Consider the following 26,575-nt stretch of genomic DNA (forward strand, 5'->3'; position numbering starts at 1 on the left):
GGCAGCCAGGGCTCACAAGGTCTCTGGCTGCCTTTTTCACTCCATGCCGTCCTCGACAGTTTCTGTGCCGAGGGCGGTTTCCTCCCCGGAAGTGTCGGGAAATAAAGGGTAAACCCTAGTTTCTCGCTCCGCCCATGGACAATCGCTCCCATGACCACTGTCTCTGCTGCCCCCCTTCCGACGCAACGCGCCGACTTGCTGGCTCGTCTGGCCCAGCCGCACCACTATGACCTCGCGGTGATTGGCGGGGGCGCGACGGGGCTGGGGGTTGCTCTGGATGCAGCGGCGCGGGGGTTCAGTGTGGTCCTGGTGGATTCACACGACTTCGCCAAAGGGACGTCGTCCCGCGCTACCAAGCTGGTGCATGGTGGGGTCCGCTATCTGGCGCAGGGCAATATCGCGCTGGTGCGCGAAGCGCTGCACGAGCGCACCACCCTGTTGCACAACGCGCCCCATCTGGCGCAGCCCTTGCCCTTTGTCATGCCGTCGTATCGCTTCTGGGAGACGCCCTTTTATGGCATCGGGCTCATGATGTACGACGCCCTCGCCGGGAAGGCCGGGCTGGGTGCTACCCAGTTTTTGGGGCGCGCACGTACCCTTGAATGCCTCCCGACGGCCCGGAGCGAGCGGCTCAAAGGGGGTGTCAAGTATTGGGATGGGCAGTTTGACGATGCGCGCCTGGCACTGGCCCTGGCGCGCACTGCGGCTGGCTTGGGGGCGTTGGTGGTCAACTATTGCCCCGCGCGCGCGCTGGTCCACGAAGGCGGCAAGGTGGCCGGTTTTGTCTGTGAGGATGCTGATAGTGGGCGGCAGTTCACGGTGCGCGCCAGCGCGGTGGTGAATGCCACAGGGGTCTGGGTGGACACCCTGCGCCAGATGGATGGCGAGGCCATCGGCCGCCCCGTCAAGCCGATCGTGGCGCCCAGCCAGGGGGTGCATATCGTGGTGGACCGCGAATTCCTGCCCTCCGACCACGCCCTGATGGTGCCCAAGACGGCCGATGGCCGGGTCTTGTTTGCGGTGCCTTGGCTGGGCAAGCTCATCCTGGGGACCACCGACAGCCCGCGCCAGGACATCGTGCGCGAGCCGACGCCTTTCCGTGAGGAAGTCAGCTTCATTCTGGAAGAATCGGCACGCTACCTGACCCGTGCACCCAAGGTGGAGGACATCCGCAGCATCTGGGTGGGCCTGCGTCCTTTGGTGAAGCCGCAGGATGACGACGGAGACAACACCAAAAAGATCAGTCGTGAGCACACGGTGCTGGCCAGCCGCAGCGGCCTGGTCACCGTAACAGGGGGCAAATGGACCACTTACCGGGCGATGGCCGAAGATGTGTTGCAAAAATGCTTCACTGCGGGTCTGCTTGCCGAAAAACCGGCTGGTGTAACCAATCATTTGCCCCTGGTGGGTACGCCCCAAGGGCCTGTGCAGCATCGCATCAGCGACGCCCAGGGTGTGCACTCTTACGGCAGCGAGGCGGCTGTGGTCCTGGGGATGCCTGGTGCGCAGAGGGTGTTGGAGGGTGGCCTGACGGAGGCCATGGTGCGTTTTGCTGCGCGGTATGAGTACGCCTGCACGGTAGAGGATGTGCTGGCTCGCCGGTCCAGGCTGCTGTTCCTGGATGCGCGCAAAGCCATACAGCTGGCCCCTGTGGTGGCCGGCATTTTGCGCGAGGAGTTGGGGTCGGACCCTCAGCTGGAAGCATTCCTGGCCCTGGCGCAGCAGTATCTGCACGTTCCTTTGTGATAACGCGCTTGACTTCTCAAAAGTCATTTGCCATAATCGAGGGCTTCGCGTTTCAAGCGTGAAGTTTCTGCCCAGCGGGAAGTGTCGCAAATGGTTTGCGGTGCGGACGACGGGCCCAAGACTGACTGGCTGATCTGCAGCCCTTGAGAAGTTCTCTGGGGCCGTGGTCTTCTGGTGCAAGTTGGGAATATTGAAATGATCCAGACAGAATCTCGGTTAGAGGTTGCCGACAATACCGGCGCTAAGTCCGTCCTTTGCATCAAGGTGCTGGGTGGTTCCAAGCGTCGCTATGCAAGCGTTGGCGACATCATCAAGGTGAGCATCAAGGAAGCTGCTCCACGTGGCCGCGTCAAAAAAGGCGAGGTTTACAGTGCAGTGGTTGTCCGTACGGCGAAGGGTATTCGTCGTGGCGATGGCTCGCTCGTCAAATTCGATGGCAACGCTGCAGTGTTGCTGAACGCAAAGTTGGAGCCTATCGGCACCCGCATCTTTGGACCCGTGACGCGTGAACTGCGTACCGAAAAGTTCATGAAGATCGTGTCCCTGGCTCCTGAAGTTCTCTAAGGACGCGCCATGAACAAGATTCGCAAAGGCGACGAAGTCATCGTGCTGACAGGGCGCGATAAGGGCAAGCGCGGCACAGTGTCGCTGCGCAAGGATGACTCCTATGTGGTCATCGATGGCATCAATCTGGTCAAGAAGCACGCCAAGCCAAACCCCATGAAGGGTACGACGGGCGGCATCGTTGAAAAGTCCATGCCTATCCATCAGTCCAATGTGGCCATTTTCAATGCCGCCACGGGCAAGGCTGATCGCGTGGGCATCAAGGTGCAGGCTGACGGTTCGCGCATTCGCGTGTTCAAGTCCAGCGGCGCTGAAATCAAGGCGGCCTAAGGGGTAAACATGGCACGACTGCAAGAAATTTACCGCGACAAAGTCGCTCCCGAACTGATCAAACAGTTTGGCTACACCTCGCCTATGCAGGTTCCGCGTCTGACCAAAATCACCCTGAACATGGGTGTGAGCGAAGCTGTTTCGGATAAGAAGGTAATGGACAACGCCGTGGCGGACCTGACCAAGATTGCTGGTCAAAAGCCCGTGGTGACCAAGGCCAAGAAAGCCATCGCCGGTTTCAAGATCCGCGAAGGTCAGGCCATTGGTTGCATGGTTACGCTGCGTGGCGTTCAGATGTATGAGTTCCTGGATCGTTTTGTGACCGTGGCGCTGCCCCGTGTCCGTGACTTCCGTGGTATCTCTGGTCGCGCCTTCGATGGTCGTGGCAATTACAACATCGGCGTCAAAGAACAGATCATCTTCCCTGAAATTGAGTACGACAAGGTCGATGCCTTGCGCGGTCTCAATATCAGTATCACCACGACGGCCAAGTCCGACGAAGAAGCCAAGGCGCTTCTCGCTGGTTTCCGTTTCCCGTTCAAGAACTGAGGCGAAGCATGGCTAAAGTAGCTTTGATCCAGCGCGAACTGAAGCGCGAAAAATTGGCAGCCAAGTACGCAGTGAAGTATGCGGAACTGAAGGCAATCGCTGGCGACGCAAAGCGCAGCGACGAAGAGCGTGACGCAGCCCGTCTGGGTTTGCAGAAGCTCCCGCGCAATGCAAATCCCACGCGTCAGCGTAACCGTTGCGAAATCACCGGTCGTCCACGTGGCACCTTCCGTCAATTCGGTCTGGCTCGCGCCAAGATCCGCGAACTGGCTTTTGCAGGCGACATCCCCGGTGTCACCAAGGCCAGCTGGTAAGCAGGCAGGAGAGATACAACATGAGCATGAGTGATCCTATCGCTGACTTGCTGACCCGCATCCGTAATGCACAGATGGTCGCTAAGGCCACGGTTCTGGTGCCTTCTTCCAAAGTGAAGATTGCCATTGCCCAGGTGCTGAAGGACGAGGGTTATATCGACGGCTTCCAGGTGAAAACCGAAGCTGGCAAGTCCGAACTCGAAATTGCCCTGAAGTACTACGCAGGTCGTCCTGTGATTGAGCGCATCGAGCGTGTCAGTCGCCCTGGACTGCGTGTCTACAAGGGCCATGATTCCATTCCACAAGTCATGAACGGTCTGGGTGTGGCTATTGTCACAACGCCCAAGGGCGTGATGACCGATCGCAAAGCGCGCGCTACCGGTGTCGGTGGCGAAGTGCTCTGCTACGTGGCCTAACCCGCGGCATTGAGGAGAAACTGAAATGTCCCGAGTAGGAAAAATGCCCGTGACCATCCCCGCAGGTGTGGATGTGTCCGTGAAAAGTGATCAGATCTCTGTCAAGGGTTCTGGCGGTGCACTGTCCCTGGCGCAAAATGCGCTGGTGAAAGTGTCGAGCAACGAAGGCAAGCTCAGCTTTGAGCCTGCCAACGACTCCCGCGAAGCAAACGCCATGAGCGGCACGATTCGCCAGTTGGTCAACAACATGGTTGTCGGTGTCAGCAAGGGTTTTGAAAAGAAGCTGAGCTTGGTTGGCGTGGGCTACAAGGCTGCGGCCTCGGGTTCCAAGCTGAACCTGGCTGTTGGCTATTCGCATCCGGTCAATATCGAAATGCCCGCTGGCATCACGGTTGCCACCCCTACCCCCACGGAAGTGGTGGTCAAGGGTGCTGATCGTCAGCGTGTGGGTCAGATCGCTGCTGAGATTCGTGCTGTTCGTCCTCCCGAACCCTACAAGGGTAAGGGCATCCGTTATTCGGACGAAAAGATCACGATCAAAGAGACCAAGAAGAAATAAGGAGCTGCAACATGTTGACCAAGAAAGAGCAGCGTCTTCGTCGTTCGCGCCAGACCCGCATCCGCATTGCACAGCAAGGCGTGGCTCGTCTCACCGTGAACCGTACGAACCTCCATATCTACGCCAGTGTGATTTCCGGCGACGGCAGCAAGGTGCTGGCAAGCGCATCTACGGCAGAAGCCGATGTTCGCAAGTCCCTTGGCGGTTCGGGCAAGGGTGGCAATGCCGCTGCAGCCCAGATCATCGGCAAGCGCATCGCTGAAAAAGCGAAGGCAGCAGGCGTCGAGAAGGTTGCATTTGATCGCGCAGGCTTTGCCTACCACGGTCGCGTCAAGGCTTTGGCCGACGCAGCCCGTGAAGCCGGCCTGCAGTTCTAAGCGGAGCGGAATACAAAATGGCTAAATTTCAACCCAAAGTGCAGAGCGAAGGCCAGGACGACGGTCTGCGCGAAAAAATGATCGCGGTCAACCGCGTGACCAAAGTCGTGAAGGGTGGCCGTATTCTCGGTTTCGCCGCACTGACCGTGGTTGGCGACGGTGATGGCCGCGTGGGCATGGGCAAGGGCAAGTCGAAAGAAGTGCCAGCTGCCGTGCAAAAAGCGATGGAAGAATGCCGTCGTAACCTGATGAAGGTTTCGCTCAAGAGCGGCACCATTCACCATTCGGTGAAGGGTCACCACGGTGCTGCATCGGTGGAACTTCATCCAGCTCCTAAGGGTACCGGCATCATCGCTGGCGGCCCAATGCGCGCTGTTTTTGAAGTGGTAGGTATCACCGACATCGTGGCCAAGAGCCATGGTTCGTCCAACCCTTACAACATGGTTCGCGCCACGTTTGACGCGTTGGTGAATTCCACGACTCCGTCGCAAGTTGCTGCTAAGCGTGGCAAAGCGGTTGAAGACATCTTCGCCTGATTGGAAGTTGACTATGACTACGCAACAAACCGTCAAGATTCAACTGGTGCGCAGCCCGATTGGCACCAAAGAATCGCACCGCGCCACCGTCCGCGGCCTGGGTCTGCGCAAGCTCAATAGCGTGAGCGAACTGCAGGACTCGCCCGAAGTGCGCGGCATGATTAACAAGATCAGCTATCTGGTCAAAGTCCTCTGAGAGATAGATCATGGAACTCAATAGCATCAAGCCCGCAGACGGCGCCAAGCATGCCAAGCGCCGTGTAGGCCGTGGTATCGGCTCCGGCCTGGGCAAGACCGCTGGCCGTGGTCACAAGGGTCAAAAGTCCCGTTCCGGTGGCTACCACAAGGTCGGTTTCGAAGGCGGTCAAATGCCTCTGCAACGTCGCTTGCCCAAGCGTGGCTTCAAGTCGCACTTGCTCAAGTTCAACGCAGAAGTGACTCTGACGGCACTGGAGCAACTCGGCCTCGCGGAAGTGGACGTTCTGGCGTTGAAGCAAGCAGGTCTGATTGGTGAACTGGCCAAGGTGGTCAAGGTCATCAAGAGCGGTTCCCTGACCAAGGCTGTCAAGCTCAATGGTGTGGGCGCTACGGCTGGTGCCAAGGCAGCTATTGAAGCTGCTGGTGGCAGCGTCGCCTGAGTGTGACTCTGAAGGAAGGCATCTGTGGCTACTAGCGCGGCTCAAATTGCAAAGACCGGGAAATTCGGCGACCTGCGTCGTCGTCTGGTTTTTCTGTTGCTTGCGCTGGTCGTATATCGCATTGGGGCTCATATCCCTGTGCCTGGTATCGATCCAGCCCAACTCCAGCAGCTGTTCAGTGGCCAACAAGGCGGCATCCTGAACTTGTTCAACATGTTCTCGGGTGGTGCGCTTTCGCGTTTCACTGTGTTTGCGTTGGGGATCATGCCGTACATCTCGGCATCGATCATCATGCAGTTGATGAGTTACGTGTTGCCCTCGTTTGAGCAGCTGAAGAAAGAAGGTGAGGCTGGCCGCAGGAAAATCACGCAGTACACCCGATACGGGACGCTGGGTTTGGCCCTGTTCCAGTCCTTGGGTATTGCTGTGGCGTTGGAAAGCTCCGCAGGTCTGGTGTTAAGCCCAGGTCTTGGTTTTCGTGTGACCGCAGTAGTGAGTTTGACCGCCGGTACCATGTTCCTGATGTGGTTGGGTGAGCAAATTACCGAGCGTGGTCTGGGCAATGGGATCTCGATTTTGATTTTCGGCGGAATCGCTGCAGGCCTGCCCAGTTCGATCGGCGGACTTCTGGAACTCGTTCGCACGGGTGCCATGAGCATTCTGGCTGCTATCTTCATTGTCATTGTGGTGGGTCTGGTGACTTACTTCGTGGTCTTTGTTGAGCGGGGTCAGCGCAAGATCTTGGTGAACTATGCCCGTCGACAGGTGGGGAACAAGGTATACGGCGGTCAGTCGTCGCACCTGCCCCTGAAGTTGAACATGGCGGGTGTGATTCCTCCAATTTTTGCATCGTCGATCATTCTGCTGCCGGCAACGGTGGTGAACTGGTTCAGTGCAGGGGAGTCGATGCGCTGGTTGAAGGATATTTCGGGTGCGTTGACTCCTGGTCAGCCCATCTATGTCATGTTCTACGCTGCCGCGATCATTTTCTTCTGCTTCTTTTACACGGCACTGGTATTCAACAGCCGGGAAACTGCAGATAACTTGAAGAAGAGTGGTGCGTTCATTCCGGGTATCCGCCCAGGTGAACAGACTGCTCGGTACATCGACAAGATTCTGGTTCGCCTGACCTTGGCGGGTGCTGTCTACATTACCTTCGTGTGTTTGCTGCCAGAGTTTTTGATCTTGAAGTACAACGTTCCGTTCTACTTCGGCGGTACTTCACTGCTGATCATTGTGGTAGTGACCATGGACTTCATGGCTCAGGTTCAGAACTACATGATGTCGCAACAGTACGAATCACTGCTCAAAAAAGCCAATTTCAAAGGCAATGCGGGCAGTTGATGGTTGAGGAAGGTGGCAGCCTTATGGCGCGCGCTGCCTGCAAGTTGGATATCGTTTAGTTGGCGCCCCCCGATTGTTTCGCGGGCACAAATTGTGTTCCGTGCAAAGCAGCCGGGACGGATGGAAAAGTTTTAGGAGAATGCAATGAGAGTTTCGGCTTCGGTCAAAAAAATCTGCCGCAACTGCAAGATCATCCGCCGCAAGGGTGTGGTGCGCGTGATCTGCACGGATCTGCGTCACAAGCAGCGCCAAGGTTGATTGGAAAGTATTAGAGGACGCATATGGCACGTATCGCTGGCATTAACATTCCGCCCCACAAGCACGCGGAAATCGGTTTGACCGCCATTTTTGGCATTGGTCGCACCCGCGCTCGCAAGATTTGCGAAGCAACTGGTATCGCTTACTCCAAGAAGATCAAAGATCTGACGGACGGTGATCTGGAAAAAATTCGTGAGCAAATCGAGCAGTTCACCATTGAAGGTGACCTGCGCCGCGAAACCACGATGAACATCAAGCGTTTGATGGACATCGGCTGCTATCGTGGCTTCCGCCATCGCCGCGGTCTGCCAATGCGTGGTCAGCGCACCCGTACCAATGCACGTACTCGCAAGGGTCCGCGCAAGGGTGCTGCTGCACTGAAGAAATAAAGATTGAAAGATCATCATGGCTAAGTCTCCTGCCAATAACGCAGCTCAGCGCGTTCGCAAAAAGGTCCGGAAGAACGTTTCGGACGGCATTGCACACGTGCACGCCTCGTTCAACAACACCATCATCACGATCACCGACCGTCAGGGCAATGCCTTGTCGTGGGCATCGTCCGGTGGCCAAGGTTTCAAGGGTTCGCGCAAGTCCACCCCATTCGCAGCCCAGGTGGCTTCGGAAGTGGCTGGCCGCGCTGCCATCGATCAAGGTATCAAGAACCTTGACGTTGAAATCAAGGGTCCTGGTCCTGGCCGTGAATCGTCGGTGCGCGCACTGGGCGCACTGGGCATCCGTATTACGTCGATCTCCGACGTGACCCCGGTGCCACACAACGGTTGCCGCCCTCAAAAGCGCCGCCGTATCTAATCTCTCTCTAAGCCCACCGCCGCCTGTGAACGCGCAAGCGCCTCAGGCGGCTCCCGCAATTGTTTGCGGTAGATGACACAAAGGAAGCTCAAGTGGCACGTTACCTCGGCCCCAAGGCCAAACTCTCCCGCCGTGAAGGCACGGACCTGTTCCTGAAGAGCGCTCGTCGCTCCATCGCCGACAAGTCCAAGTTCGACTCTAAGCCTGGTCAGCACGGCCGCACTTCCGGTGCCCGTACTTCTGACTACGGTCTGCAACTGCGTGAAAAGCAGAAGGTCAAGCGCATGTACGGCGTGCTGGAGAAGCAATTCCGCCGTTACTTCGAAGCCGCTGAAGGCAAGAAGGGCAACACGGGCGCGAACCTGCTGTTCTTGCTGGAATCCCGCCTCGACAACGTCGTGTATCGCATGGGCTTCGGTTCGACCCGTGCCGAAGCACGCCAGCTGGTGTCGCACAAGGCTATCACCGTGAACGGCAAGTCCGTGAACATTGCCTCGTACCTCGTGAAGACGGGCGACGTGGTGGCTGTGCGTGAAAAGTCCAAGAAGCAAAATCGTATTGTCGAAGCTCTGCAGCTGGCCGCCCAGGTTGGCATGCCGGCATGGGTGGACGTCAATGCTGAAAAGGCTGAAGGCATTTTCAAGAAGGTGCCAGACCGCGACGAGTTCGGTGCCGACATCAACGAATCGCTGATCGTTGAGTTGTATTCGCGCTAATCGCTAGTTCGAATCACATTTCGAAAAAACCGTACCTGAACCGCGAGGCATCGCGGTTTAGGCGCTTCACCAGCCTTACCGGTGTAACGAGCTGGGGGTATTGAGAGGAAGTCTGAATGCAAACCAATTTGCTGAAACCCAAGGCGATCAATGTCGAGCAGCTTGGCCACAACCGGGCCAAGGTCGCGCTGGAGCCGTTCGAGCGTGGCTACGGCCACACGCTGGGCAACGCCATTCGGCGCGTCCTTCTCTCGTCCATGGTGGGTTACGCAGCGACGGAAGTCACTATTGCGGGCGTTCTGCACGAGTATTCGTCCATCGATGGCGTCCAGGAAGATGTGGTCAACATTCTTCTGAACCTCAAGGGTGTAGTGTTCAAGCTGCACAACCGTGACGAAGTGACGCTGAGCCTGCGTAAAGATGGCGAAGGCGTGGTTACTGCGCGTGATATCCAGACCCCCCATGACGTGGAAATCGTCAACCCTGATCATGTGATTGCCAATTTGTCGCAAGGCGGCAAGCTGGACATGCAGATCAAGGTCGAGAAGGGTCGCGGCTACGTTCCTGGTAACCTGCGTCGCTATGCCGACGAGTCGACAAAATCTATTGGCCGGATTGTGCTGGATGCATCGTTCTCCCCTGTGAAGCGCGTGAGCTACACGGTGGAAAGCGCTCGCGTGGAACAACGTACGGACCTGGATAAGCTGGTTGTCGAGATCGAAACCAACGGTGCTATTACTGCTGAAGACGCGGTGCGGGCATCGGCGAAGATCTTGGTGGAGCAGCTGGCTGTGTTCGCACAGCTGGAAGGTGGTGAGCTGGCTGCATTCGATGCACCAGCAGGCCCGCGTGGTAACGCCACGTTCGATCCGATTCTGCTGCGCCCTGTGGACGAGCTGGAATTGACCGTGCGCTCTGCCAACTGCCTGAAGGCAGAGAACATCTACTACATCGGTGACCTGATCCAGCGCACCGAAAACGAGTTGCTCAAGACGCCTAACCTGGGTCGCAAGTCGCTCAATGAAATCAAGGAAGTGCTCGCATCGCGTGGTCTCACGCTGGGCATGAAGCTTGAAAACTGGCCGCCAGCCGGTTTGGATAAGCGTTAAGTTATAATCTTAGGTTCCCTTCTTGGGAACAGTGCCTCGGGCAGTACCTGATACGGCTGCCTGAATTAATTACATAGTAGGAAAAAGCACCATGCGCCACGGACACGGACTCCGCAAACTCAATCGCACCAGCTCGCACCGCCTTGCGATGCTGCAGAACATGATGAATTCGCTGCTGCAACACGAAGTCATCAAGACCACCGTGCCCAAGGCCAAAGAACTGCGCCGCGTGGTTGAGCCCATGATCACCCTGGCCAAGGTCGATACCGTCGCCAACCGCCGTCTGGCATTCAACCGTCTGCGTGACCGCGACATGGTGACCAAGTTGTTCAACGAACTGGGTCCTCGCTTCAATGCGCGTCCCGGTGGTTACACCCGTATCCTGAAGATGGGATTCCGCGTGGGCGACAATGCGCCTATGGCACTGGTCGAATTGGTGGATCGCGCTGCAGAAACCGAAAATAATTCGGCAGCCACTGAATAATAGAGTATAATTTAAACATACCGCGCGATGGAGCAGTCTGGTAGCTCGTTGGGCTCATAACCCAAAGGTCGGAGGTTCAAATCCTTCTCGCGCAACCAATAAAATCAAGCACTTAGCTTGTCTTCAAGGCCCACTTCAGTGGGCCTTTTTGTTTTGTGTCGAGGTTTGTGACGAGGTCTGTGTCGTCACAATTGCAAGCCTCAGCGCTAGTGACCATTGGGTATGCGTCGAGTTTCTGGAGTCAAGAGGTCGAGAGTTGTCGCTATGCGCTGAGTGTTGTACTGCCGAATTCGAGACATCAACGAATTGGAACAACACGGGGGCCCTACCTTTGTACTTTTTGGGGTGCGGATAAAAACTTGGACTGGTTTTATGCCGCAAGTCCCAGGCTCACCCGGTATTCAATCGGGCTGAGAGAGCCAAGGGAGATCTTGATCCGCTTTTCGTTGTACCAGCGGATGTACGAGTCGACCATCTCAATAAATTGCTCGATGGTCGTGCCCTTCCAGTCTCGAGGATAGAACATTTCATTCTTCAGCCGACCGAAGAAGCCCTCGCACGCCGCATTGTCCGGAGAGCAAGCCTTGCGAGACATCGAGCGGGTAAGGTTCGCCTCACTCATTCTCGATAGCCAGCCTGGCCAGCGGTAGTGGCCACCGCGGTCAGAGTGAACCACGGGCCTCTCGGTGGTTTCTGCCACAGTCTCGATGGCGGCATCCAGCATGGTGTTGACCAACTCAGCATCCGGGCTCGTGCCAATCGTCCAGCTCACCACCATCCCGTCGAAGCAGTCGATGATCGGCGACAGGTAAACCTTGCCTGCCGGGATCTGGAACTCCGTGATGTCCGTGAGCCACTTCTCGTTGGGGGCTGAGGCCTGGAAGTCGCGGTTGATGATGTTCTCAGGCGCTGGACTGATCTCACCCAGGTATGAGGCGTACCGGCGCTTCTTGGGCTTTGGAACGACTAGGTGTGCCTGCTTCATGAGCCGCTGTACCACCTTCTCGGAGATCGGCCCCTGTTGCCTGGCCAGCGAGGCCTGCAACCTGCGATAGCCATAGCACCGGTGATTTGACTCGAAGATCTCAGTGATGGACTGCCGCACCTGGAGATACTTGTCGCCCACCACTGCACGGGCTCGGTGGTAGAAGTACGAGCTACGGGCCAGCCCCACCTGCGCGAGGAGCTCTGGGAGCCCATAGTGCTCTCTCAGGGCGTCAATCAGCAGTGTCTTCTCCCGGTTGGATAGGAGCTGCAGATTGACGCCCAGGCCTTTTTTTAACAGTTCATTGGCCTTATTCAAGAGGTCCTGTTCAAGCCTCAATTGCCGGACCTCGCGGCGCAATACAGCCACTTGGAGTTCGAGCTCGTCGCGCTCTCGTTGCTGGGGAGATCGATGGGTGTGTTTCATTGAAGCTGGGGCCTCACGTCCCAGAAGTTGGTTCTTCCAGTTGTACAACGTCGGCCGGCAAACGCCGAGCTTGTCGGCAACAGCCTGTGCACTTTCCTGCCGCGTGCAGAGCTCCACCACTCCCGTTTGCTTCAACGACTCGGGATACCTTCGCCCAACACGACCGACGATTGCTTTCCTGGCCTCAGGAATGGCCTCGCGAATCCACTTGGTGAGCGTTCCACGACCGGGATAGCCCAGGGCCCTCATGGTGGCTGCAATGCATCTATCATGGGTGAGGTAGTGCTCAAGGGCGGCAGCCTTTTGCGCCTGTGAGAACTTGGGCTCACGCCCCGCATAGCTTTTAGGCAAGTCCTGACGCTGCTGATATTCCCGATACCAACCTTTCAATGAGTTCTTGGTCGGGTATCCCAACTGCCTGATGGTGGGCCTGACTCGCATGCCCAGCTTGATGAAGAGCTCAACTGCTCGGATTCTTTCTTCGTAGGAATACATGAACTACCTCTTGGTAGTCCAAGTTTTCGTCCGCACCCCCTCGGCTGCAGTGGCATGAGCACTTAAACCAAACAGCCTCCGCAAAACCCGGGGCGGTTCAGGCTGACCGGGTGGTCTTCATGGACGAGGGCAAGGTGCTGGAGGTCAATACGCCAGACGCGTTTTTTGAAAGCCCTCGCCACGAGCGCAGCAAGGCATTCTTGCAGCAGATCTTGCGGTAGTCATTCGGAAATGAAGGGATTTTTGCTTCACCCGCTTATGAACGAACTTGAAGTAAGCCGCAAGGAGAGAACCCCACTCTACGCTTTCAATTCGCTTCAACTGGGCTACCAGCGCAGCAGTAGATAAGGCCCAAACCGCGACGGTTCACTTTCGGCGCATCACCGTCAAGCATCTCCATGCGCACGATCCGGCCGTGTTTCAGTCAGGACACTAGCGCGCGGAGACGGAGACAAAACAGGCCCGATCGATTCTCGGGCCGCGAAGACCTCGTTAGAGATCGTCACTCTTTGAAGTTCAGCTTGCCATCCACCGCAATCCGCCGATACACCGTCACGTCCTGCTGCACGATATTCGCCAGGCGCGAGGGAGGGCCGCCAGTGGCGGAGATCCCCATTTCCAAAACTTGTTTCGCGAAAGAGGCGTCACTTACCGCAGCATTGGCTGCTTTATTGAGCTTGTCGATCACCGCTGAAGGTGTGCCTGGAGGAGCGAAAACGCCAAGCCATGATGTCAACACGAACTCGTTCAACCCGCTCTCCGCAGCAGTTGGCACATTGGGCATTCGCGGGTCACGTTGATCTCCACTCACGGCGACGATTTTGACCTTGCCGGCATCTGCATAAGTCTTGGCTGTGGCATCGAAGGTCATGTCCAGTACGCCGCTGGCTACGTCGAGAATTGCCCCTGAGGTGGACTTGTAGGGGATGTGCACCATCTCCGTTTTTGTGAGCATCATGAAAAATTCGCCCGCGAAGTGGGCTCCACTCCCCGCACCGGAACTTCCATAACTCAGCTTGCCAGGATTGTTCTTCGCATACGCAATGAACTCTTGTAGGGAACTGACGGGCAACTTGGCGCTTACAGCGATAGGGAGTCCATACTTTCCTATCAGCGCGACTGGCGCTAACGCCTTGGTGGGGTCGTACTTCACGCTGCTGTCAGTGATGGGGAGAATGCTGTAGCTGGGGTTGGTGAACAGCAACGTGTTCCCGTCCGGTGCGGCACGCATGACCAAATCCGAACCAATTCTCGAGCCGCCTCCTGGCTTGTTTTCAATAATCATGGTCCGGCCGAGTGTCTTTGACATGCGCTCAACCACGCCTCGGGCAACCTGGTCGGAAATACCTCCAGCGGTGTACGGAACAATGACTCTGATGACTTGTTGCGAGTTTTGCGCAGGGGATGTGCCTGCGCACGCGAGCAACACACTGCCAAACAGCAATTTTGAAAATATCTTGTTGAAATAGGTGACCATTTTTGCCTCTTTTTTTATATGTGATTGATGGTGGTCAGTCGTTCGAAAGACCGTCCCAACAGAGGTATTTGATTTCGAGGAATTCGTCTATTCCGTACTGAGATCCTTCACGACCCAGACCACTCTGTTTAACCCCTCCGAATGGCGCGACTTCAGTAGAAATGAGGCCTGTATTGATGCCAACCATGCCCGTCTCGAGCGCTTCGGATGTGCGCCAGATTCGTACCGCGTCCTTGCTGAATAGATAGGCTGCAAGTCCGAACTCGGTATCGTTGGCCATGGCGATCGCCTCGTCATCGGTCTTGAATCGAATCAGAGGGAGGACAGGACCAAATGTCTCTTCGACTGCGATGGTCATATCGGGGGTCACGTCGACAATCACGGTGGGTTGGAAGAAACATCCACCCATTGAGTGATGCTGTCCCCCGGTCAAGACACGCGCGCCGGCATTGACAGCGCTGCTCACATGTTCTGCGACCTTGCCCACAGCGGCGGAGTCGATCAAGGGTCCTATCTGCACACCATCGTCCAGACCGTTGCCGACCAAGAGTTTCGATACGCGGTTGGCCAGCCGTTCTGCAAGCGCGTCATAGATGCCATCCTGAACCATCACCCGGTTAGCCGCGATGCATGACTGTCCTGTGTTGCGAAACTTCGCCACAAGAATGCCCTCTACCGCCAGATCAATCGAAGCATCGTCGAACACGATACACGGCGCATTGCCACCAAGCTCCATCGAGCATTTCTTGATAGTGGATGCAGACTGCTGGAGAAGTAGTCGCCCTACCTCTGTAGACCCGGTGAATGTGATCTTGCGCACCAAGGGGTGAGAGGTCAGCACGCCGCCGATCGCGCGGGTGTCGTTGCCTGTGACAACATTGAACACTCCTGCCGGTATTCCAGCGCGTAGAGCGAGTTCCCCCAAGGCAAGCGCTGTCAGCGGGGTTTGACTTGCTGGCTTCACTACCATGGTGCATCCCGCGGCCAACGCTGGACCCGCTTTGCGGGCGATCATCGCTGCGGGAAAATTCCAGGGCGTGATGGCTGCGCAAACGCCTATTGCCTGCTTGAGGGTAACGATTCTCTGCGTGTCTTTGGACGAGGGAATGACATCTCCGCGAATGCGCTTGGCCTCCTCGGCGAACCACTGGATGAAGCCGGCTGCATAGTCAATCTCACCCCTGGCTTCGGCAATCGGTTTGCCTTCTTCCAGCGTTATCAAGGTGGCCAGATCGTTTTTGTTCTCAACGATCAGTTGCCACCAGCGGTACAACACCTGGGAGCGGTGCTTCGCAGTAGTTGTTCTCCATTTGCGAAAGGCCCTGTCAGCGGCCAGAACGGCGTTGGTGGTTTCCTCTTCCTTGCACCGGGGTAGGGTGGCCAGCAAGTCTCCGTTGGCAGGGTTGCGCAATTCCGTCGTGCCGTGTGGAGTGGCTGCAATCCACTCGCCGTCAATCAACGCTGCCTCGCGCCAGAGCGATGGATCTTTGAGAATGGAGTTCATGGCGGTCTTCAGCATGGGAATCGACCTACCATGAACTCGTTGTCAGGATCGTCGGTCACGGGCAGCTTTGATGCCAGAAGGCCCTGACGCATCTGTTTCATGAACCTGTCTGGAATTCGCATGGCAGGTGCTCGCAAAGGGCCCCCATTGAATCCAGCCAACCAGTCTTGGTATTTCCACATCGTTCTGTTGAGCACGCCGGTCCCGCCCGCGTAGGACTGTGCGCCTGCGCCGTTGGCGTTGCGTGCTGGATTGACTTGCCAGAATAGTTTCATCGCCTCTTCCCATTGACCAGTCCTGGCAAGCTCGAACGCGCGGGGATAGTAGTCGCTCATCCAAGCGGTATTGCTCGTGCCAGAAAACTGCAGGTCCATCAGGCTCATAAGGGGGATTGCATCGCTTTCGATCGGGACGCTGATGACCACTTCGCTTCGGAAATGGCGATACATCTCGGTGGCACCCGCGATCAGCGGAAAACCTTGCTCAGACTTGATCGCCACGATGTTGGGGCAGTCATCAAGTACGCGGCGCACGAACTCCACCGACATGCCAGCGGGGTGAACTCGCTCGAAGCCCCACAACGGGATGGGGAAAAGCATTACAGCGAGATTTGTCGAGTCGCAGAATTTCTTGGTGTAGTCATAGATTTCCTGCTCGCTCGTGGGCCAAAATTGCGAGGGATAGGACAGCAGAACGATGTCCGCGCCAGCTGCTTCGGCCAACTGCGCGGCGAAGATGTTCTCCTCCAAAGTTCCAAATGAGGCGTGGAAGAACAAGCCGAAATCGCTTCCTGCTGTGTCCCGCGCCCAGGCCGTGAATTGGGCGTTTTCTTCTGGCGTGATCGCCACCTCAGAACACAGCAGCGTGTACGTGTAACCCAGCTTTTGAACCGATGCGATATCGTGGCGAATCCCGCGTTCATTGAGATTTTTGAGATCGGACGAGTAACTTGGGATAGTTACTGCTGAGCATCCGACGAGGCGTTCTCGTGCCCAAGCGCGCGCGTCTTTTTTCTTGTAGGAAGCCATAAAGTCTTTCTTTGAATCGTTACTTGGAAACTGGAACAATGCTGCTCAGCAATTCAGTGCCGACGCCTTTTGCGCGGGCCCTTGCCAACAGCATCTCTGCGGTAACTACGTCTTGGAGCGCTGAGCCCACCGATTTGTAGAGAACGATGTCACCAGGCTGTCGGCCTGGCGTGCGACCTCCTACAAAGTCCGAAAGCGCAAACAGCTTGTCGTCGAAGTTCACCCCGGCCTTCTTTGCCGCGATCATGTCGCCGGTGTCGTGCGCTACCTCCTCCACCATGTCGGCTACGATGAGGGCGGCACGAGCGATCACCTGCTCGTCCACTTCGCGCTGCTCTGGCAGCGTGGAGCCTATGGATACGACTGTCATGTCGGGCTCTAGCCATTCGCCGACCAGTACCGGGGATTCATCCCGGCTGCGTGCCGCACACAACACCACGTCAGCCCCGCGGATGGCATCCTGCGCAGAGGTCGATGGATCAATATGGAGCGAGAGATCGTGGCGCATTTCGTCTGCGAAACGTTCGCGGCTTGCAGGCGTTGGGCTGTACACCTTCACATGCGCGACTTCTCGTATTGAGGCCAATGCCAGCAGAAGGCCACGTGCCTCGAATCCGGAGCCGATAACGCCAACCCGAAGTGCCCGGTGGGGTGCCGCGCAGTCGACGGCAACCGCCGCAGTGGCTGCCGTGCGGATTCCTGTCACGCGGTTACCGTCGATCAGCGCAGCCAGTCCCATTGTGGTCTGGTCAAACAAGGAAATGAGGTAGCTCGCCCGACGCATCTTCATTGAGGCGGAGATCAGTTTGCTACCCATGTGTCCGCCGGTTGGGGACACGGCAGACAACCCTCGGAGCCACATGCCGTCACCGCGTGCCATGGAGCGGGGCGGCACCATGCTTGGTGCAATCTCACTTTCGTAAGCTGCTCGCAGAGCCTGAATAGCCGACGGCCAGTCGGCCAAACTGGCAACCTCAGCGTCGGAAAGAAATAGAGTTGGCGGAACGGCGATGGCCGCTTCCGACGAGTGGTTTCCCAAAGCATGTCTCCTGTTGATAGGAGCTCATCCTAGGGAAGAACCTCTCCCTGAGCGACGCTACTGCAGCGAAAGCAGCTATCCGAAATTCGGTTGGCTTCTCATATTGGATCCTGTGATTTCAGCAAGTCCGGAACCCACTCAAGGACAAGGCGAGCAATCTCCCGCGAAGCGTGCGTGGAAGGGCGATGCAAAGTGGTGCCCAGCACAATCGACCGGGAGAAAACAGGTTGCACGATCTTCACAGTTGCCAATCGCTTGCGCTCTAGGGGAGTGAGCTGGCCCGCTGTAATGGCGAACCCGCCACCGTGGGCAGCGATCTCATGCTGAAGGTGGATGGAGTCCGCTTCGGCACCGATTCTCAGCACGGCGCCGTGCTGGCGCGCGAGTGCCGCGATCCGAGCGCGAAACGGATGCGGATCAGAAGGCAGCACCAGTGGCATCTTCAAAACGTCTTCGAATGGGATGGAACGACGTCCTGCCAGTTCGTGAGTGAGTGGGACAATCAAAACCAGGCGGAGCCTTGTCAATACCGGCTCGTCTTTCCGAGCACTATCTTCCTCGCGCAATAGGAACGCCAGGTCCAATCGCCCCTCTTTCAGCCACTCTTCAAGCTGGGCGCTGGACCCTTCCGTGATGTGCAGCTGCACTTCTGGGAACTGCTCTAGCGCCTTCGCATAAAGTCGACCGGCCAGCAAGCCGACCGTCGAGGGGAGCAAACCCAAACGCACTTCGCCCATTGGGATGCCGCGACTCGACCGGATGTCATCGGCCAATTGCTCGGCTTGGCGGATCATGGCTTTGATTCTTGGATACACCCTCTCTCCAAGTTCCGTCAACACGACACCTCGACCCGTGCGGCGAAAAAGGCGGCTGCCCGATTCCGTTTCAAGTTGGGCTATGTGCCGACTGACTACGGACTGCGGCATGTCGAGCGCGGCAGACGCGCGTGAAAGACTGCCAAGCTCGGCGACTTTCGCAAACAGGTGCCACTTGGCGTCAAGGATGGTTTGCACTGTGCCGTTGTCCGTTGTTCAGCGCGTCTGCTGGGCGCATCAAATAGGGGCCGAATATCGCCGATCGGTGTGCCCTCTGGCACGTGAGGCCGTGGTCGCGAGCTACCTGCGGCATTGACAAACGGCGAGATACGCAGGCCCAAGCTTGCGCGCACGCATAGTATTCGGTTCTGCCAACCTCACCTCGGCGATGTCGGCCCTTGCCGGCGAGCGAGTCCGCGACCGGCTTCCAGGTGTGCCCGCTTACAGGGAGGCTATTTGCTTCATTGGGGGAGTCTAGATCGTCTTACCCACCCGCAGTGCCAGCTCTCGCATCCAGGTCAGCGCGGGATCGGCATCTCGATGGCGATGCCATTGAAGTTTCTGTTCGAGGGTGGGGACCTCAAGCGGTGGCTCCCATAGGCGGATGGGCAGAATTGCTTCGGCTTGAATCGCCAATCGCTTGTGCACGGTTGCGATTCGATCCGTGCCAACAACCATGCGGGGAAGTGCGGCCATCGTCGGGGCGGACACTTCGACATGGCGCTTGATCCCAAATCGGTCCAGAAACCAACTGTCGAATGCCGCCCGTTGCTGTCCGGTCGCGTAGTTCGCAACAACATGGCCGCATTCCAGGTAGTCGTTGAAAGTCAACTCCTCCTTGATACGGCTGTTTCCCAACCAGGTCACGCAGAGATATTGCTCTTCGAAAAGTGCTTCGCTCGGATGATCAGGCGACACGTATTGGGCTGGGATGATGAGCAAGTCGGCATCACCCTGCTCCAGTTGCTCAATGGGCCGATCACTCAACATCCGGAGCTCGATTCCGATTCCTCTGGCCTCTTTGTAAAGCGCCTCCAACATGGCAGGGACAAAGACCGCTGTGGTGAAGTCCGAGAGCAGCAAAACGAAAGTCCGCGTTGCCTTGGCGGGATCGAAGACCGGTGGGTTGGTGATCGTGCTGTCAATGCGCATCAGCACCTCTCTAACAGGCTCAATGAGGCCAAGTGCGCGAGGAGTGAGCACCATCTGTCGCCCCTGCGCGGCGAGCAGCTCGTCACCAAAGTACTCGCGCAATCTGGCCAACGCGTTGCTCATCGCCGGCTGGCTTAAGTGCACCCTTTCACCGGCTCTGCTGATGTTGCGCTCCGCGAGTAGTGCATCCAATGCCACCAGCAAGTTGAGGTCAAGTTTGTTGAATCGCATGTCTCAGGGTTTCTATTGATATTTGTCGCGTGGATTCTAGGAATCTAAAGAATCCATTTCAGGAATACAAGCCAATTCTTTAGAGTTCGTCCTTGTCGCACTCGCCACAGAGCTTGGCGGCAGCAAAACAAACATAACGGAGACAAAGCCATGCGAAACAGCGCCGACCCGGCAGGTCGATCCACGTCCGTACGCCCCCGATACACCAGGATTGCAGCGGCAGCGACTCTCGCGATCGCTGGTGCTCAAACTGCGTCAGCCATAGAGATCGACACAGGAAACACCGACTGGAAGCTACGCTGGGACAACACCGTCAAGTACAGCCTTGCTGGTCGCGTGAAGTCGCCTCTTCCCTCCCTGTCGAACACCCTTCCGGTGACGGCGAACCAGGATGACGGTGACAACAATTTCAAGCGCGGGATCGTATCGAACCGTCTGGACCTGCTGAGTGAACTGGACCTCACCGGCCCCAGCTACGGTGCGAGAGTCAGCGCCGCCGCTTGGTATGACGAGGTCTACAACGGTCGTACAGACAACGTTGGCTTCACCTCCAACCACAGCCCGCGCGACGCATTCCCATCGGAAACGCGCGAGCTCATGGGCCGAAAGGCAGAAGTACTCGATGCGTTTGTCTATGGACGCTTCGATCTCGGTGCCACACCGGCAACCGTGCGCATCGGCCGCCACACGCTGCTCTGGGGCGAAAGTCTCTTCTTTGGTGCCAATGGCATCGCCGGCGGCCAGGCACCTCTGGACCTGATCAAATTGCTTTCGGTTCCCAATTCGCAGTTCAAGGAAGTGGCCAAGCCAACTGGCAAGGTCTCTGGCCAAGTGCAGCTGTCGTCCAACCTGGCGGTTGGTGCCTACGTAAATTACGAGTGGCAGAAAACACGCCTCATGCCCGTGGGTGCCTACCTGTCTTCCAGTGATTCATTGGGGCCTGGTGCGGAGCGCATCAATGCGGGACCTACCGGAGCGTTCATTCGCCAGGCCGATTTGGACGCCAAGGATTCTGGACAAGGCGGATTGCAGGTGCGCTGGCGCTCCGATGCACTGGACACTGATTTTGGCTTCTATGCCATCCGTTACCACGCGACCACGCCCAGCAACATCAACAACGTTCTGACAGGGTTCCCGCCGGCGCTGTCCGCCAGCTCCTATCGCTGGATGTACCACGAGGGAGTGCGCGCGTACGGTGCAAGCTTCGCCAAGACGTTGAACGAGTGGAGCTTCGCTGGGGAAGTATCCGTCCGCCACAACACTCCACTGGCAAGTTCTGGGCAGACCACGCTGGCCAACGTGGGGGTGAACGCGGGTCTGAACAACAGCAGCAACCCCGGCTATGCGGTGGGCGAGAGTGCCCACGCCCAGGTCTCGTGGATCGCCTCGCTCGGGCCGTCATTCATTGCTCGTGAATCTTCATTCGTGGGTGAAATCGCTTGGAACGAGCGCACCAAGGTCACGCGCAACGCTCAGATGCTCAATCCAAATGCGGACAAGTCTGCTGTCGGTACGCGGATGGTCTATGCACCCAGCTATCGGCAAGTGGTTCCCGGACTTGACCTGACGCCCTCGATCGGTCTGGGCTACACGTTTGGCGCTTCTTCAGCAGTGGGCCCGGGGTTCGGCGTAGACAAAGGGGGTGACATGAATCTTGGACTCTCCGGCGTCTACCTGGGGACGTGGACCTTTGCACTGAACTACGTGCACTACCTCGGAAAAGCGGCTCCGACGCTTGACGCTGCGAACAACGCGCAGTTCAAGCAAGCCCTGAAGGACCGGAACTCCCTGACGTTCTCGGTGCGCACCACTTTCTGACCTGGAATCCATCGTATGAAGAACACCATGCAATTTGTCGGTGGCCTGCTGTGCCTGTCGACCCTGACCGCAATGGCTGCGGCGACACCCGAAGAAGCCGCCAAGCTCAAAACCGAACTCACTCCCTTGGGCGGAGAGCGTGCTGGAAACAAAGAAGGCACCATTCCGCCTTGGACTGGTGGGTACACCACGGCCCAGGCCAATTTCAAGAACGGTGGCCGCCGTGACAATCCGTTTGCGGGGGAGAAGCCCTTGTTCAGCGTCACAGCCTCCAACATGGCACAGCACGCCGACAAGCTGACCGACGGCACGCAAGCGCTGATCAAGAAGTACCCACAGAGCTTTCGCGTCGATGTGTACAAGACGCAGCGTACCGCTGCGGCCCCGCAGTGGGTCTACGACAACACCGCGAAGAATGCCACCACGGCACGCCTGGAAGGCGAGATCGTGCGTGGAGCTCATGGCGGCATCCCGTTCCCAATCCCCAAGACAGCCAAGGAGATCCTCGCCAACCATGAGTTGCATTGGCGCGGGGAAGCTTGGCAGACCAACTTTCGGGGATACATGGGCACTGCCACTGGTCAACGTGTCATGGCAGTCGAGGGCGTGGGCGACTTTCAAATGCCGTACTACAACAAGGATGGCTCTGCTGAAAAGGCGAATGGCGAATACTGGATGATTCGCCTGATCAATTCGGGCCCTCCAGTGCGTGCTGGCGAAGCGATCACTGGTCGCCAAAACCTGGACCCGGACAAGACCGGCACATGGGTCTATCTCACGGGCCAACGCAGGGTGCGCAAGCTGCCGAACGCGTGCTGCGACACACCGACACCTGCCTCCAACGGCATCGCGAATTTCGATGAAGTCGACGTTGTCTCCGGCCGCAGCGATCGCTTCGACTGGACCATCGTGGGGAAGAAGGAGATGTACATCCCCTACAACGCAAACGGGATGCATGTGCCGGACAAGGACAGCGATTTGCTTCTGGCAAGCCACCTCAATCCTGACCACGTGCGCTGGGAGCTCCATCGGGTGTGGGTCATCGAAGCCAAGCTCAAGCAGGGGCAACGCCACCAGGCACCGCGCTCGCGCTACTACGTGGATGAAGACACATGGGTTGCCGTGCTCGGCGACCGCTGGGATGCGAAGGATCAACTGTGGCGCACCCTGTGGTCACATCCGATGGTGATGCCCGACCTGCCGGCTACCACGCCTCCTCAGCAGTGGGGGTTCAATGACCTGGTCGCCGGCACCTGGTATGCCAGCGGTGTGGTGAATGAGCGTCCGCAGCACTACAAGGTGGTGCCCCGCCGCCCCGACACTTTCTTCACCCCCGACGCCATGGCTGGCGAAGGCGTTCGTTGAACTGCAGGGCAGCCATGCACCATCTTGTTCAAGCTGCAATCCTGGCAGGGATGGCGACATCCGCATGCGCAGTCATTGCTGCCGGTGCTTTGCCTCAAGCAGTCGGCCCAGCCATCGATCGACCAGCGCTTGCCGGCGCTCACCCGGAGCGATCAGTGCTCTTAGGCGCTGCGCTGGCGGGGAAGCGCATTGTCGTTGTAGGAGAGCGAGGAATCATCCTGTGCTCGGACGACGGTGGCGTCAACTGGACGCAGTCGAAGTCGCCGGTCAGCGTCACGCTGACTTCCGTTCGATTCGCCAATGAGAAGGCAGGCTGGGCCGCAGGTCACGGGGGCACCATTCTCGCAACCCAAGACGGTGGCAAAACGTGGGTGCGCCAACTCGATGGCGTAAGGGCGGCAAAGCTGCTGCTCGCTCAGGCAGTGGCGCAGGGAAGCGAGAGGGCCATCAAGGATGCTCAGCGCCTTGTTGCTGACGGAGCCGACAAGCCGTTTCTAGATCTGCACTTCTTTGATGAGCGCCGCGGACTGGCTGTTGGCGCATACAACCTGGCCTTTCTGACAGGCGATGGCGGGGTGACGTGGGTGCCACTCAGTGGTCTCCTCGACAACCCGCAGGCAATGCACCTATACGCTGTGCGTGCAAGAGGCACTACCGTCGTCATTGCCGGGGAGCAGGGCCTGGTGCTGCTCTCCGGTGATGGTGGTGCGACCTTCCGCCGGATTGAAACCCCCTATTCGGGCACTTTTTTTACGGCTGAGATTCTCCACGACGGAGCCATCTGGCTGGGTGGTCTGCGTGGCAACGTCTGGCGCAGTGCCGACGCTGGCGGCAACTGGCAAGCGATGCATGGGCAAAGCAATGCCCCAACCGGTGCGTCGATCACAGCTTCAACGGTTGCCTCTGACGGCATGCTGCTGCTTGGCTCCCAGTCTGGGCAAACCCTGCAGGCTAACAGCGAGTCGTTGCGCCTGCGCCCCGGAGCTCCCGTAGGTCCTGTCACCGGCTTGCTTCCTCTGCCCGACGGGCGGCTGCTTACCTTGACCTTGCGAGGCGCGACTGTGCAAGCGGCGTCCGACAAGGGCTCTCAACACCCATGAACGCCAAAGAATTCGATCCCCGCAGTGGCTCAGCTCTTGAGCGCTTGCTGTTCAACCACCGCGCCGCGGTCGTTGTTTTATGTGCGCTGATCACCGCCATCCTCGGCTGGCAAGTGTCGCGCTTGGCGCTCAACGCCAGCTTCGAAAAGACCATCCCGACCTCGCACCCTTACATCCAGAACTACCTCGCCCACCAGGCTGAGCTGACGGGGCTAGGGAATGCCGTGCGCATTGCCGTTTCCAATCCCCGAGGGTCCATCTACGACGCGGCCTACCTGGACACGCTGCGGCAGCTGAGCGACGACGTGTTCCTGCTGCCAGGTGTTTCGCGCAACCAGATGAAGAGCCTTTGGACGCCGAATACCCGCTGGGTGGGCGTGACAGAAGACGGGCTTGAAGGTGGGCCCGTGATCCCCGATGGCTATGACGGTGGTGCCCAGAGCCTTCAGCGGCTGCAACTCAATGTGGCCCGCTCCGGCGAGATCGGGCAACTGGTTGCCGCAGATGCTCGATCCACGGTCATCTTTGTTCCATTGCTTGCCAAGGACGGCGCGGGCCAGCCCTTGAATTACGGGGCATTGGCCCAGCGGCTTGAAGCTTTGCGCAACGCATACGAGGCCAAAGGCGTCGAGCTGCACATCACAGGCTTTGCGAAGCTGGTGGGCGACCTGATCGAAGGGGTGCGTGCGGTACTGATGTTCTTCGCGTTGGCCGTGGCGATCTGCACTGCGATGGTGTATTGGTTCACCCGTTGCATCCGCTCGACTGGGCTGGTGGTTGCTGCCTCGCTGGTCGCGGTCGTGTGGCAGCTGGGACTGCTGCCGGTGCTGGGCTATTCGCTGGACCCCTATTCCATCCTGGTCCCCTTCCTGGTGTTTGCTATCGGCATGAGCCACGGCGCGCAGAAGATGAACGGGATCATGCAGGACGTGGGGCGCGGCATGGACCAGCTGGTGGCCGCTCGCTTCACCTTTAGGCGACTTTTCCTCGCCGGCTTGACCGCTTTGCTGGCGGATGCCGTGGGATTTGCCGTGCTGCTGGTGATCGATATCACCGTGATACGGGAGCTGGCAATTGCAGCGTCCATTGGTGTCGCAGCTCTGATCTTCACCAATCTGATCCTGTTGCCGATCATGCTCTCCTACACGGGAGTGAGCGCCAGGGCCGCAGAGCGCAGCCTGCGTGACGAGCGAGCCGTCGCCCAAGGAGCATCCGGGCATCCCTTGTGGTCCACCCTGGGCCGCTTCACACGGCGTGGCGCAGCCACAGCCGCGTTGGTTGTGGCCGTTGCCCTTGGCGCTGGGGGTCTCGCTCTGAGCACCCAGTTGAAGATCGGGGATCTTGGTGCGGGCGCGCCAGAGTTGCGCTCTGATAGCCGCTACAACCAGGACGTGGCCTTTATGGCGAAAAGCTATGGCGCCTCCAGCGATGTCATGGCCGTCATGGTCACCACTCCTCCTGGCCAGTGTGCGAACTACGAAACGCTCAATCGCGTCGACGCGCTGGAGTGGCAGTTGAGGCAGCTTGAGGGCGTGGAAAGCACGAACACCCTCGCCTTGCTCAATCGCCGGGTGCTCTCCGGGTTGAACGAGGGCAGTCCGAAGTGGTACGAGTTCCTGCCCAACCAGGACATGATCAACACGGTGACGGCGGGCGCACCACGTGGTCTGTACAACGACACCTGCAGCCTGCTGACGCTGTATGTGTTCCTGCGCGACCACAAGGCGCAGACATTGTCGCGCGTGGTTGCACATGTGGAGTCGTTTGCCCAGGCCAACGATACGAAGGATGCGAAGTTCCTCCTGGCCGCCGGCTCGGCGGGCATCGAGGCGGCCACCAACGTTGTGGTTGCCAAGGCCTGGTGGCAGATGCTGGGGCTGGTGTACGCCGCGGTCGTCGTGCTCTCGTTCATCACGTTCAGGTCCTGGCGTGCCGTGGTCGTGGCCATCTTGCCTTTGCTGTTGACCTCGGTTCTCGCCGAAGCGCTCATGGTGATGCTGGGTATCGGCGTGAAGGTGGCAACCCTGCCCGTGATCGCACTGGGCGTGGGCATCGGTATCGACTACGCCCTGTACATCCTCTCCATCACGCTGGCCCGTCTGCGCATGGGAGAGTCGCTCTCTGCCGCTTACCAGCATGCCCTGCTGTTCACCGGCAAGGTCGTCATGCTGACGGGCGTGACCCTGGCCGCCGGCGTCTTCACCTGGGTCTTCAGCCCGATCCAGTTCCAGGCCGACATGGGCCTGCTGCTGGCGTTCATGTTCCTTCTCAACATGCTGGGCGCCCTGGTCTTGGTACCCGCTCTCGCGCACTTTCTCCTCAGGCCATCGGTGCAACGCGCCACGGCCTCCAGCTCTTCCACCGTTACCGCCGCAGCAGCGGCCTAGTTC

29 protein-coding genes, 1 tRNA gene and 1 pseudogene are annotated in these 26,575 nt (G+C 58.1%); 24 read left to right on the top strand and 7 right to left on the bottom strand.

Annotated elements, in window-relative coordinates; genetic code table 11:
• Window positions 1–150 precede the first annotated feature (150 nt).
• From CLU85_RS02640 to CLU85_RS02730, 19 genes are all read left to right on the top strand, one after another.
• Window positions 151–1,746 (top strand): glycerol-3-phosphate dehydrogenase/oxidase, encoded by a 1,596-nt coding sequence (locus CLU85_RS02640; protein WP_100408930.1) that lies wholly within the window; start codon window positions 151–153, stop codon window positions 1,744–1,746.
• 195 nt (window positions 1,747–1,941) lie between these two features.
• Window positions 1,942–2,310, top strand: coding sequence for a 50S ribosomal protein L14 (gene rplN / locus CLU85_RS02645; RefSeq protein ID WP_007861702.1), 369 nt, complete (start codon window positions 1,942–1,944; stop codon window positions 2,308–2,310).
• Window positions 2,311–2,319: 9 nt separating this feature from the next.
• Window positions 2,320–2,640, top strand: a complete 321-nt coding sequence (gene rplX, locus CLU85_RS02650; RefSeq protein ID WP_055395669.1) for a 50S ribosomal protein L24 — start codon at window positions 2,320–2,322, stop codon at window positions 2,638–2,640.
• A 9-nt stretch (window positions 2,641–2,649) separates the two neighbouring features.
• Entirely contained in the window at window positions 2,650–3,189 is a 540-nt protein-coding gene (gene rplE / locus CLU85_RS02655; protein ID WP_092698010.1) for a 50S ribosomal protein L5, read from the top strand.
• A gap of 8 nt (window positions 3,190–3,197) precedes the next feature.
• Window positions 3,198–3,503, top strand: coding sequence for a 30S ribosomal protein S14 (rpsN, locus tag CLU85_RS02660; protein WP_100408931.1), 306 nt, complete (start codon window positions 3,198–3,200; stop codon window positions 3,501–3,503).
• 20 nt (window positions 3,504–3,523) lie between these two features.
• The gene (gene rpsH, locus CLU85_RS02665) at window positions 3,524–3,919 is read left to right on the top strand and encodes a 30S ribosomal protein S8 (protein WP_100408932.1); all 396 of its coding nucleotides are present in this window, start codon (window positions 3,524–3,526) and stop codon (window positions 3,917–3,919) included.
• Between the two features lie 25 nt (window positions 3,920–3,944).
• Window positions 3,945–4,478: a 50S ribosomal protein L6 gene (gene rplF / locus CLU85_RS02670; protein WP_100408933.1), complete on the top strand. Its 534-nt coding sequence runs from the start codon at window positions 3,945–3,947 to the stop codon at window positions 4,476–4,478.
• Between the two features lie 11 nt (window positions 4,479–4,489).
• Window positions 4,490–4,855, top strand: a complete 366-nt coding sequence (gene rplR / locus CLU85_RS02675) for a 50S ribosomal protein L18 (protein WP_005793639.1) — start codon at window positions 4,490–4,492, stop codon at window positions 4,853–4,855.
• Window positions 4,856–4,872: 17 nt separating this feature from the next.
• Complete coding sequence (gene rpsE, locus CLU85_RS02680; protein ID WP_100408934.1) at window positions 4,873–5,391, top strand: 30S ribosomal protein S5; 519 nt, start codon at window positions 4,873–4,875, stop codon at window positions 5,389–5,391.
• 13 nt (window positions 5,392–5,404) lie between these two features.
• Complete coding sequence (gene rpmD / locus CLU85_RS02685; protein ID WP_007861725.1) at window positions 5,405–5,587, top strand: 50S ribosomal protein L30; 183 nt, start codon at window positions 5,405–5,407, stop codon at window positions 5,585–5,587.
• 10 nt (window positions 5,588–5,597) lie between these two features.
• A complete protein-coding gene (gene rplO, locus CLU85_RS02690) occupies window positions 5,598–6,029 on the top strand; it encodes a 50S ribosomal protein L15 (RefSeq protein WP_100408935.1) in 432 nt (143 codons plus the stop codon).
• Between the two features lie 24 nt (window positions 6,030–6,053).
• A complete protein-coding gene (secY, locus tag CLU85_RS02695; RefSeq protein WP_100408936.1) occupies window positions 6,054–7,373 on the top strand; it encodes a preprotein translocase subunit SecY in 1,320 nt (439 codons plus the stop codon).
• Between the two features lie 144 nt (window positions 7,374–7,517).
• Window positions 7,518–7,631 (top strand): 50S ribosomal protein L36, encoded by a 114-nt coding sequence (rpmJ, locus tag CLU85_RS02700; protein ID WP_005793651.1) that lies wholly within the window; start codon window positions 7,518–7,520, stop codon window positions 7,629–7,631.
• Window positions 7,632–7,654: 23 nt separating this feature from the next.
• Window positions 7,655–8,020 (top strand): 30S ribosomal protein S13, encoded by a 366-nt coding sequence (rpsM, locus tag CLU85_RS02705; RefSeq protein ID WP_008906516.1) that lies wholly within the window; start codon window positions 7,655–7,657, stop codon window positions 8,018–8,020.
• Window positions 8,021–8,036: 16 nt separating this feature from the next.
• On the top strand, window positions 8,037–8,441 hold the full coding sequence (gene rpsK, locus CLU85_RS02710) for a 30S ribosomal protein S11 (protein ID WP_005793662.1): 405 nt from the start codon (window positions 8,037–8,039) through the stop codon (window positions 8,439–8,441).
• A gap of 92 nt (window positions 8,442–8,533) precedes the next feature.
• Window positions 8,534–9,157 carry a 30S ribosomal protein S4 gene (rpsD, locus tag CLU85_RS02715; protein WP_092698009.1) on the top strand — a complete coding sequence of 208 codons (624 nt, stop codon included), beginning with the start codon at window positions 8,534–8,536 and terminating at the stop codon, window positions 9,155–9,157.
• A 116-nt stretch (window positions 9,158–9,273) separates the two neighbouring features.
• On the top strand, window positions 9,274–10,266 hold the full coding sequence (gene rpoA, locus CLU85_RS02720) for a DNA-directed RNA polymerase subunit alpha (protein ID WP_100408937.1): 993 nt from the start codon (window positions 9,274–9,276) through the stop codon (window positions 10,264–10,266).
• Between the two features lie 91 nt (window positions 10,267–10,357).
• On the top strand, window positions 10,358–10,750 hold the full coding sequence (gene rplQ, locus CLU85_RS02725) for a 50S ribosomal protein L17 (protein ID WP_100408938.1): 393 nt from the start codon (window positions 10,358–10,360) through the stop codon (window positions 10,748–10,750).
• 21 nt (window positions 10,751–10,771) lie between these two features.
• Window positions 10,772–10,848, top strand: a tRNA-Met gene (locus tag CLU85_RS02730).
• 272 nt (window positions 10,849–11,120) lie between these two features.
• On the opposite strand, the gene CLU85_RS02735 is transcribed toward CLU85_RS02730, so the two are convergent.
• Window positions 11,121–12,656: an IS3 family transposase gene (locus tag CLU85_RS02735; RefSeq protein WP_100408939.1), complete on the bottom strand. Its 1,536-nt coding sequence runs from the start codon at window positions 12,654–12,656 to the stop codon at window positions 11,121–11,123.
• Between the two features lie 101 nt (window positions 12,657–12,757).
• Between CLU85_RS02735 and glnQ the strand changes: the two are divergent.
• Window positions 12,758–12,877, top strand: a pseudogene (gene glnQ, locus CLU85_RS23250) (glutamine ABC transporter ATP-binding protein GlnQ); the annotation flags it as partial.
• A gap of 281 nt (window positions 12,878–13,158) precedes the next feature.
• Here the strand turns inward: glnQ and CLU85_RS02745 are convergent.
• The 6 genes from CLU85_RS02745 to CLU85_RS02770 all read right to left on the bottom strand — a co-directional run bounded on the left by CLU85_RS02745 (window position 13,159) and on the right by CLU85_RS02770 (window position 19,902).
• Window positions 13,159–14,133 carry a tripartite tricarboxylate transporter substrate binding protein gene (locus CLU85_RS02745; protein WP_100408940.1) on the bottom strand — a complete coding sequence of 325 codons (975 nt, stop codon included), beginning with the start codon at window positions 14,131–14,133 and terminating at the stop codon, window positions 13,159–13,161.
• Window positions 14,134–14,167: 34 nt separating this feature from the next.
• Entirely contained in the window at window positions 14,168–15,637 is a 1,470-nt protein-coding gene (locus CLU85_RS02750; RefSeq protein ID WP_100412336.1) for an NAD-dependent succinate-semialdehyde dehydrogenase, read from the bottom strand.
• Between the two features lie 8 nt (window positions 15,638–15,645).
• Entirely contained in the window at window positions 15,646–16,665 is a 1,020-nt protein-coding gene (locus tag CLU85_RS02755) for a dihydrodipicolinate synthase family protein (RefSeq protein WP_100408941.1), read from the bottom strand.
• A 19-nt stretch (window positions 16,666–16,684) separates the two neighbouring features.
• On the bottom strand, window positions 16,685–17,482 hold the full coding sequence (locus CLU85_RS02760; protein ID WP_232727705.1) for an ornithine cyclodeaminase family protein: 798 nt from the start codon (window positions 17,480–17,482) through the stop codon (window positions 16,685–16,687).
• Between the two features lie 320 nt (window positions 17,483–17,802).
• Window positions 17,803–18,717, bottom strand: coding sequence for a LysR family transcriptional regulator (locus CLU85_RS02765; protein ID WP_100408943.1), 915 nt, complete (start codon window positions 18,715–18,717; stop codon window positions 17,803–17,805).
• 276 nt (window positions 18,718–18,993) lie between these two features.
• Window positions 18,994–19,902, bottom strand: a complete 909-nt coding sequence (locus CLU85_RS02770) for a LysR family transcriptional regulator (RefSeq protein WP_100408944.1) — start codon at window positions 19,900–19,902, stop codon at window positions 18,994–18,996.
• 150 nt (window positions 19,903–20,052) lie between these two features.
• Between CLU85_RS02770 and CLU85_RS02775 the strand changes: the two genes are divergently transcribed.
• Genes CLU85_RS02775 through CLU85_RS02790 form a run of 4 tightly spaced genes read left to right on the top strand, consistent with a single transcriptional unit; the run spans window position 20,053 to window position 26,572 of the window.
• Window positions 20,053–21,720, top strand: coding sequence for a DUF1302 domain-containing protein (locus tag CLU85_RS02775; RefSeq protein ID WP_100408945.1), 1,668 nt, complete (start codon window positions 20,053–20,055; stop codon window positions 21,718–21,720).
• Window positions 21,721–21,735: 15 nt separating this feature from the next.
• Window positions 21,736–23,085, top strand: a complete 1,350-nt coding sequence (locus tag CLU85_RS02780) for a DUF1329 domain-containing protein (protein WP_100408946.1) — start codon at window positions 21,736–21,738, stop codon at window positions 23,083–23,085.
• A gap of 14 nt (window positions 23,086–23,099) precedes the next feature.
• Window positions 23,100–24,185 carry a YCF48-related protein gene (locus tag CLU85_RS02785; RefSeq protein ID WP_100408947.1) on the top strand — a complete coding sequence of 362 codons (1,086 nt, stop codon included), beginning with the start codon at window positions 23,100–23,102 and terminating at the stop codon, window positions 24,183–24,185.
• Entirely contained in the window at window positions 24,182–26,572 is a 2,391-nt protein-coding gene (locus CLU85_RS02790; protein ID WP_100408948.1) for an RND family transporter, read from the top strand. Before CLU85_RS02785 ends, CLU85_RS02790 begins: the two co-directional genes overlap by 4 nt.
• The last annotated feature ends 3 nt before the right edge of the window (window positions 26,573–26,575 follow it).

Source organism: Acidovorax sp. 69 (genome assembly GCF_002797445.1).
Taxonomy (GTDB): domain Bacteria; phylum Pseudomonadota; class Gammaproteobacteria; order Burkholderiales; family Burkholderiaceae_C; genus Acidovorax.

What these genes read in the sequence shown, in the direction of transcription:
- CLU85_RS02640 (WP_100408930.1), top strand. Translation starts at nt 151, where the DNA reads ATGACCACTGTCTCTGCTGCCCCCCTTCCGACGCAACGCGCCGACTTG.
- rplN (WP_007861702.1), top strand. Translation starts at nt 1,942, where the DNA reads ATGATCCAGACAGAATCTCGGTTAGAGGTTGCCGACAATACCGGCGCT.
- rplX (WP_055395669.1), top strand. Translation starts at nt 2,320, where the DNA reads ATGAACAAGATTCGCAAAGGCGACGAAGTCATCGTGCTGACAGGGCGC.
- rplE (WP_092698010.1), top strand. Translation starts at nt 2,650, where the DNA reads ATGGCACGACTGCAAGAAATTTACCGCGACAAAGTCGCTCCCGAACTG.
- rpsN (WP_100408931.1), top strand. Translation starts at nt 3,198, where the DNA reads ATGGCTAAAGTAGCTTTGATCCAGCGCGAACTGAAGCGCGAAAAATTG.
- rpsH (WP_100408932.1), top strand. Translation starts at nt 3,524, where the DNA reads ATGAGCATGAGTGATCCTATCGCTGACTTGCTGACCCGCATCCGTAAT.
- rplF (WP_100408933.1), top strand. Translation starts at nt 3,945, where the DNA reads ATGTCCCGAGTAGGAAAAATGCCCGTGACCATCCCCGCAGGTGTGGAT.
- rplR (WP_005793639.1), top strand. Translation starts at nt 4,490, where the DNA reads ATGTTGACCAAGAAAGAGCAGCGTCTTCGTCGTTCGCGCCAGACCCGC.
- rpsE (WP_100408934.1), top strand. Translation starts at nt 4,873, where the DNA reads ATGGCTAAATTTCAACCCAAAGTGCAGAGCGAAGGCCAGGACGACGGT.
- rpmD (WP_007861725.1), top strand. Translation starts at nt 5,405, where the DNA reads ATGACTACGCAACAAACCGTCAAGATTCAACTGGTGCGCAGCCCGATT.
- rplO (WP_100408935.1), top strand. Translation starts at nt 5,598, where the DNA reads ATGGAACTCAATAGCATCAAGCCCGCAGACGGCGCCAAGCATGCCAAG.
- rpmJ (WP_005793651.1), top strand. Translation starts at nt 7,518, where the DNA reads ATGAGAGTTTCGGCTTCGGTCAAAAAAATCTGCCGCAACTGCAAGATC.
- rpsM (WP_008906516.1), top strand. Translation starts at nt 7,655, where the DNA reads ATGGCACGTATCGCTGGCATTAACATTCCGCCCCACAAGCACGCGGAA.
- rpsK (WP_005793662.1), top strand. Translation starts at nt 8,037, where the DNA reads ATGGCTAAGTCTCCTGCCAATAACGCAGCTCAGCGCGTTCGCAAAAAG.
- rpoA (WP_100408937.1), top strand. Translation starts at nt 9,274, where the DNA reads ATGCAAACCAATTTGCTGAAACCCAAGGCGATCAATGTCGAGCAGCTT.
- rplQ (WP_100408938.1), top strand. Translation starts at nt 10,358, where the DNA reads ATGCGCCACGGACACGGACTCCGCAAACTCAATCGCACCAGCTCGCAC.
- CLU85_RS02735 (WP_100408939.1), bottom strand. Translation starts at nt 12,656, where the DNA reads ATGTATTCCTACGAAGAAAGAATCCGAGCAGTTGAGCTCTTCATCAAG.
- CLU85_RS02745 (WP_100408940.1), bottom strand. Translation starts at nt 14,133, where the DNA reads ATGGTCACCTATTTCAACAAGATATTTTCAAAATTGCTGTTTGGCAGT.
- CLU85_RS02750 (WP_100412336.1), bottom strand. Translation starts at nt 15,637, where the DNA reads ATGAACTCCATTCTCAAAGATCCATCGCTCTGGCGCGAGGCAGCGTTG.
- CLU85_RS02755 (WP_100408941.1), bottom strand. Translation starts at nt 16,665, where the DNA reads ATGGCTTCCTACAAGAAAAAAGACGCGCGCGCTTGGGCACGAGAACGC.
- CLU85_RS02760 (WP_232727705.1), bottom strand. Translation starts at nt 17,482, where the DNA reads ATGGGTAGCAAACTGATCTCCGCCTCAATGAAGATGCGTCGGGCGAGC.
- CLU85_RS02770 (WP_100408944.1), bottom strand. Translation starts at nt 19,902, where the DNA reads ATGCGATTCAACAAACTTGACCTCAACTTGCTGGTGGCATTGGATGCA.
- CLU85_RS02775 (WP_100408945.1), top strand. Translation starts at nt 20,053, where the DNA reads ATGCGAAACAGCGCCGACCCGGCAGGTCGATCCACGTCCGTACGCCCC.
- CLU85_RS02780 (WP_100408946.1), top strand. Translation starts at nt 21,736, where the DNA reads ATGAAGAACACCATGCAATTTGTCGGTGGCCTGCTGTGCCTGTCGACC.
- CLU85_RS02785 (WP_100408947.1), top strand. Translation starts at nt 23,100, where the DNA reads ATGCACCATCTTGTTCAAGCTGCAATCCTGGCAGGGATGGCGACATCC.
- CLU85_RS02790 (WP_100408948.1), top strand. Translation starts at nt 24,182, where the DNA reads ATGAACGCCAAAGAATTCGATCCCCGCAGTGGCTCAGCTCTTGAGCGC.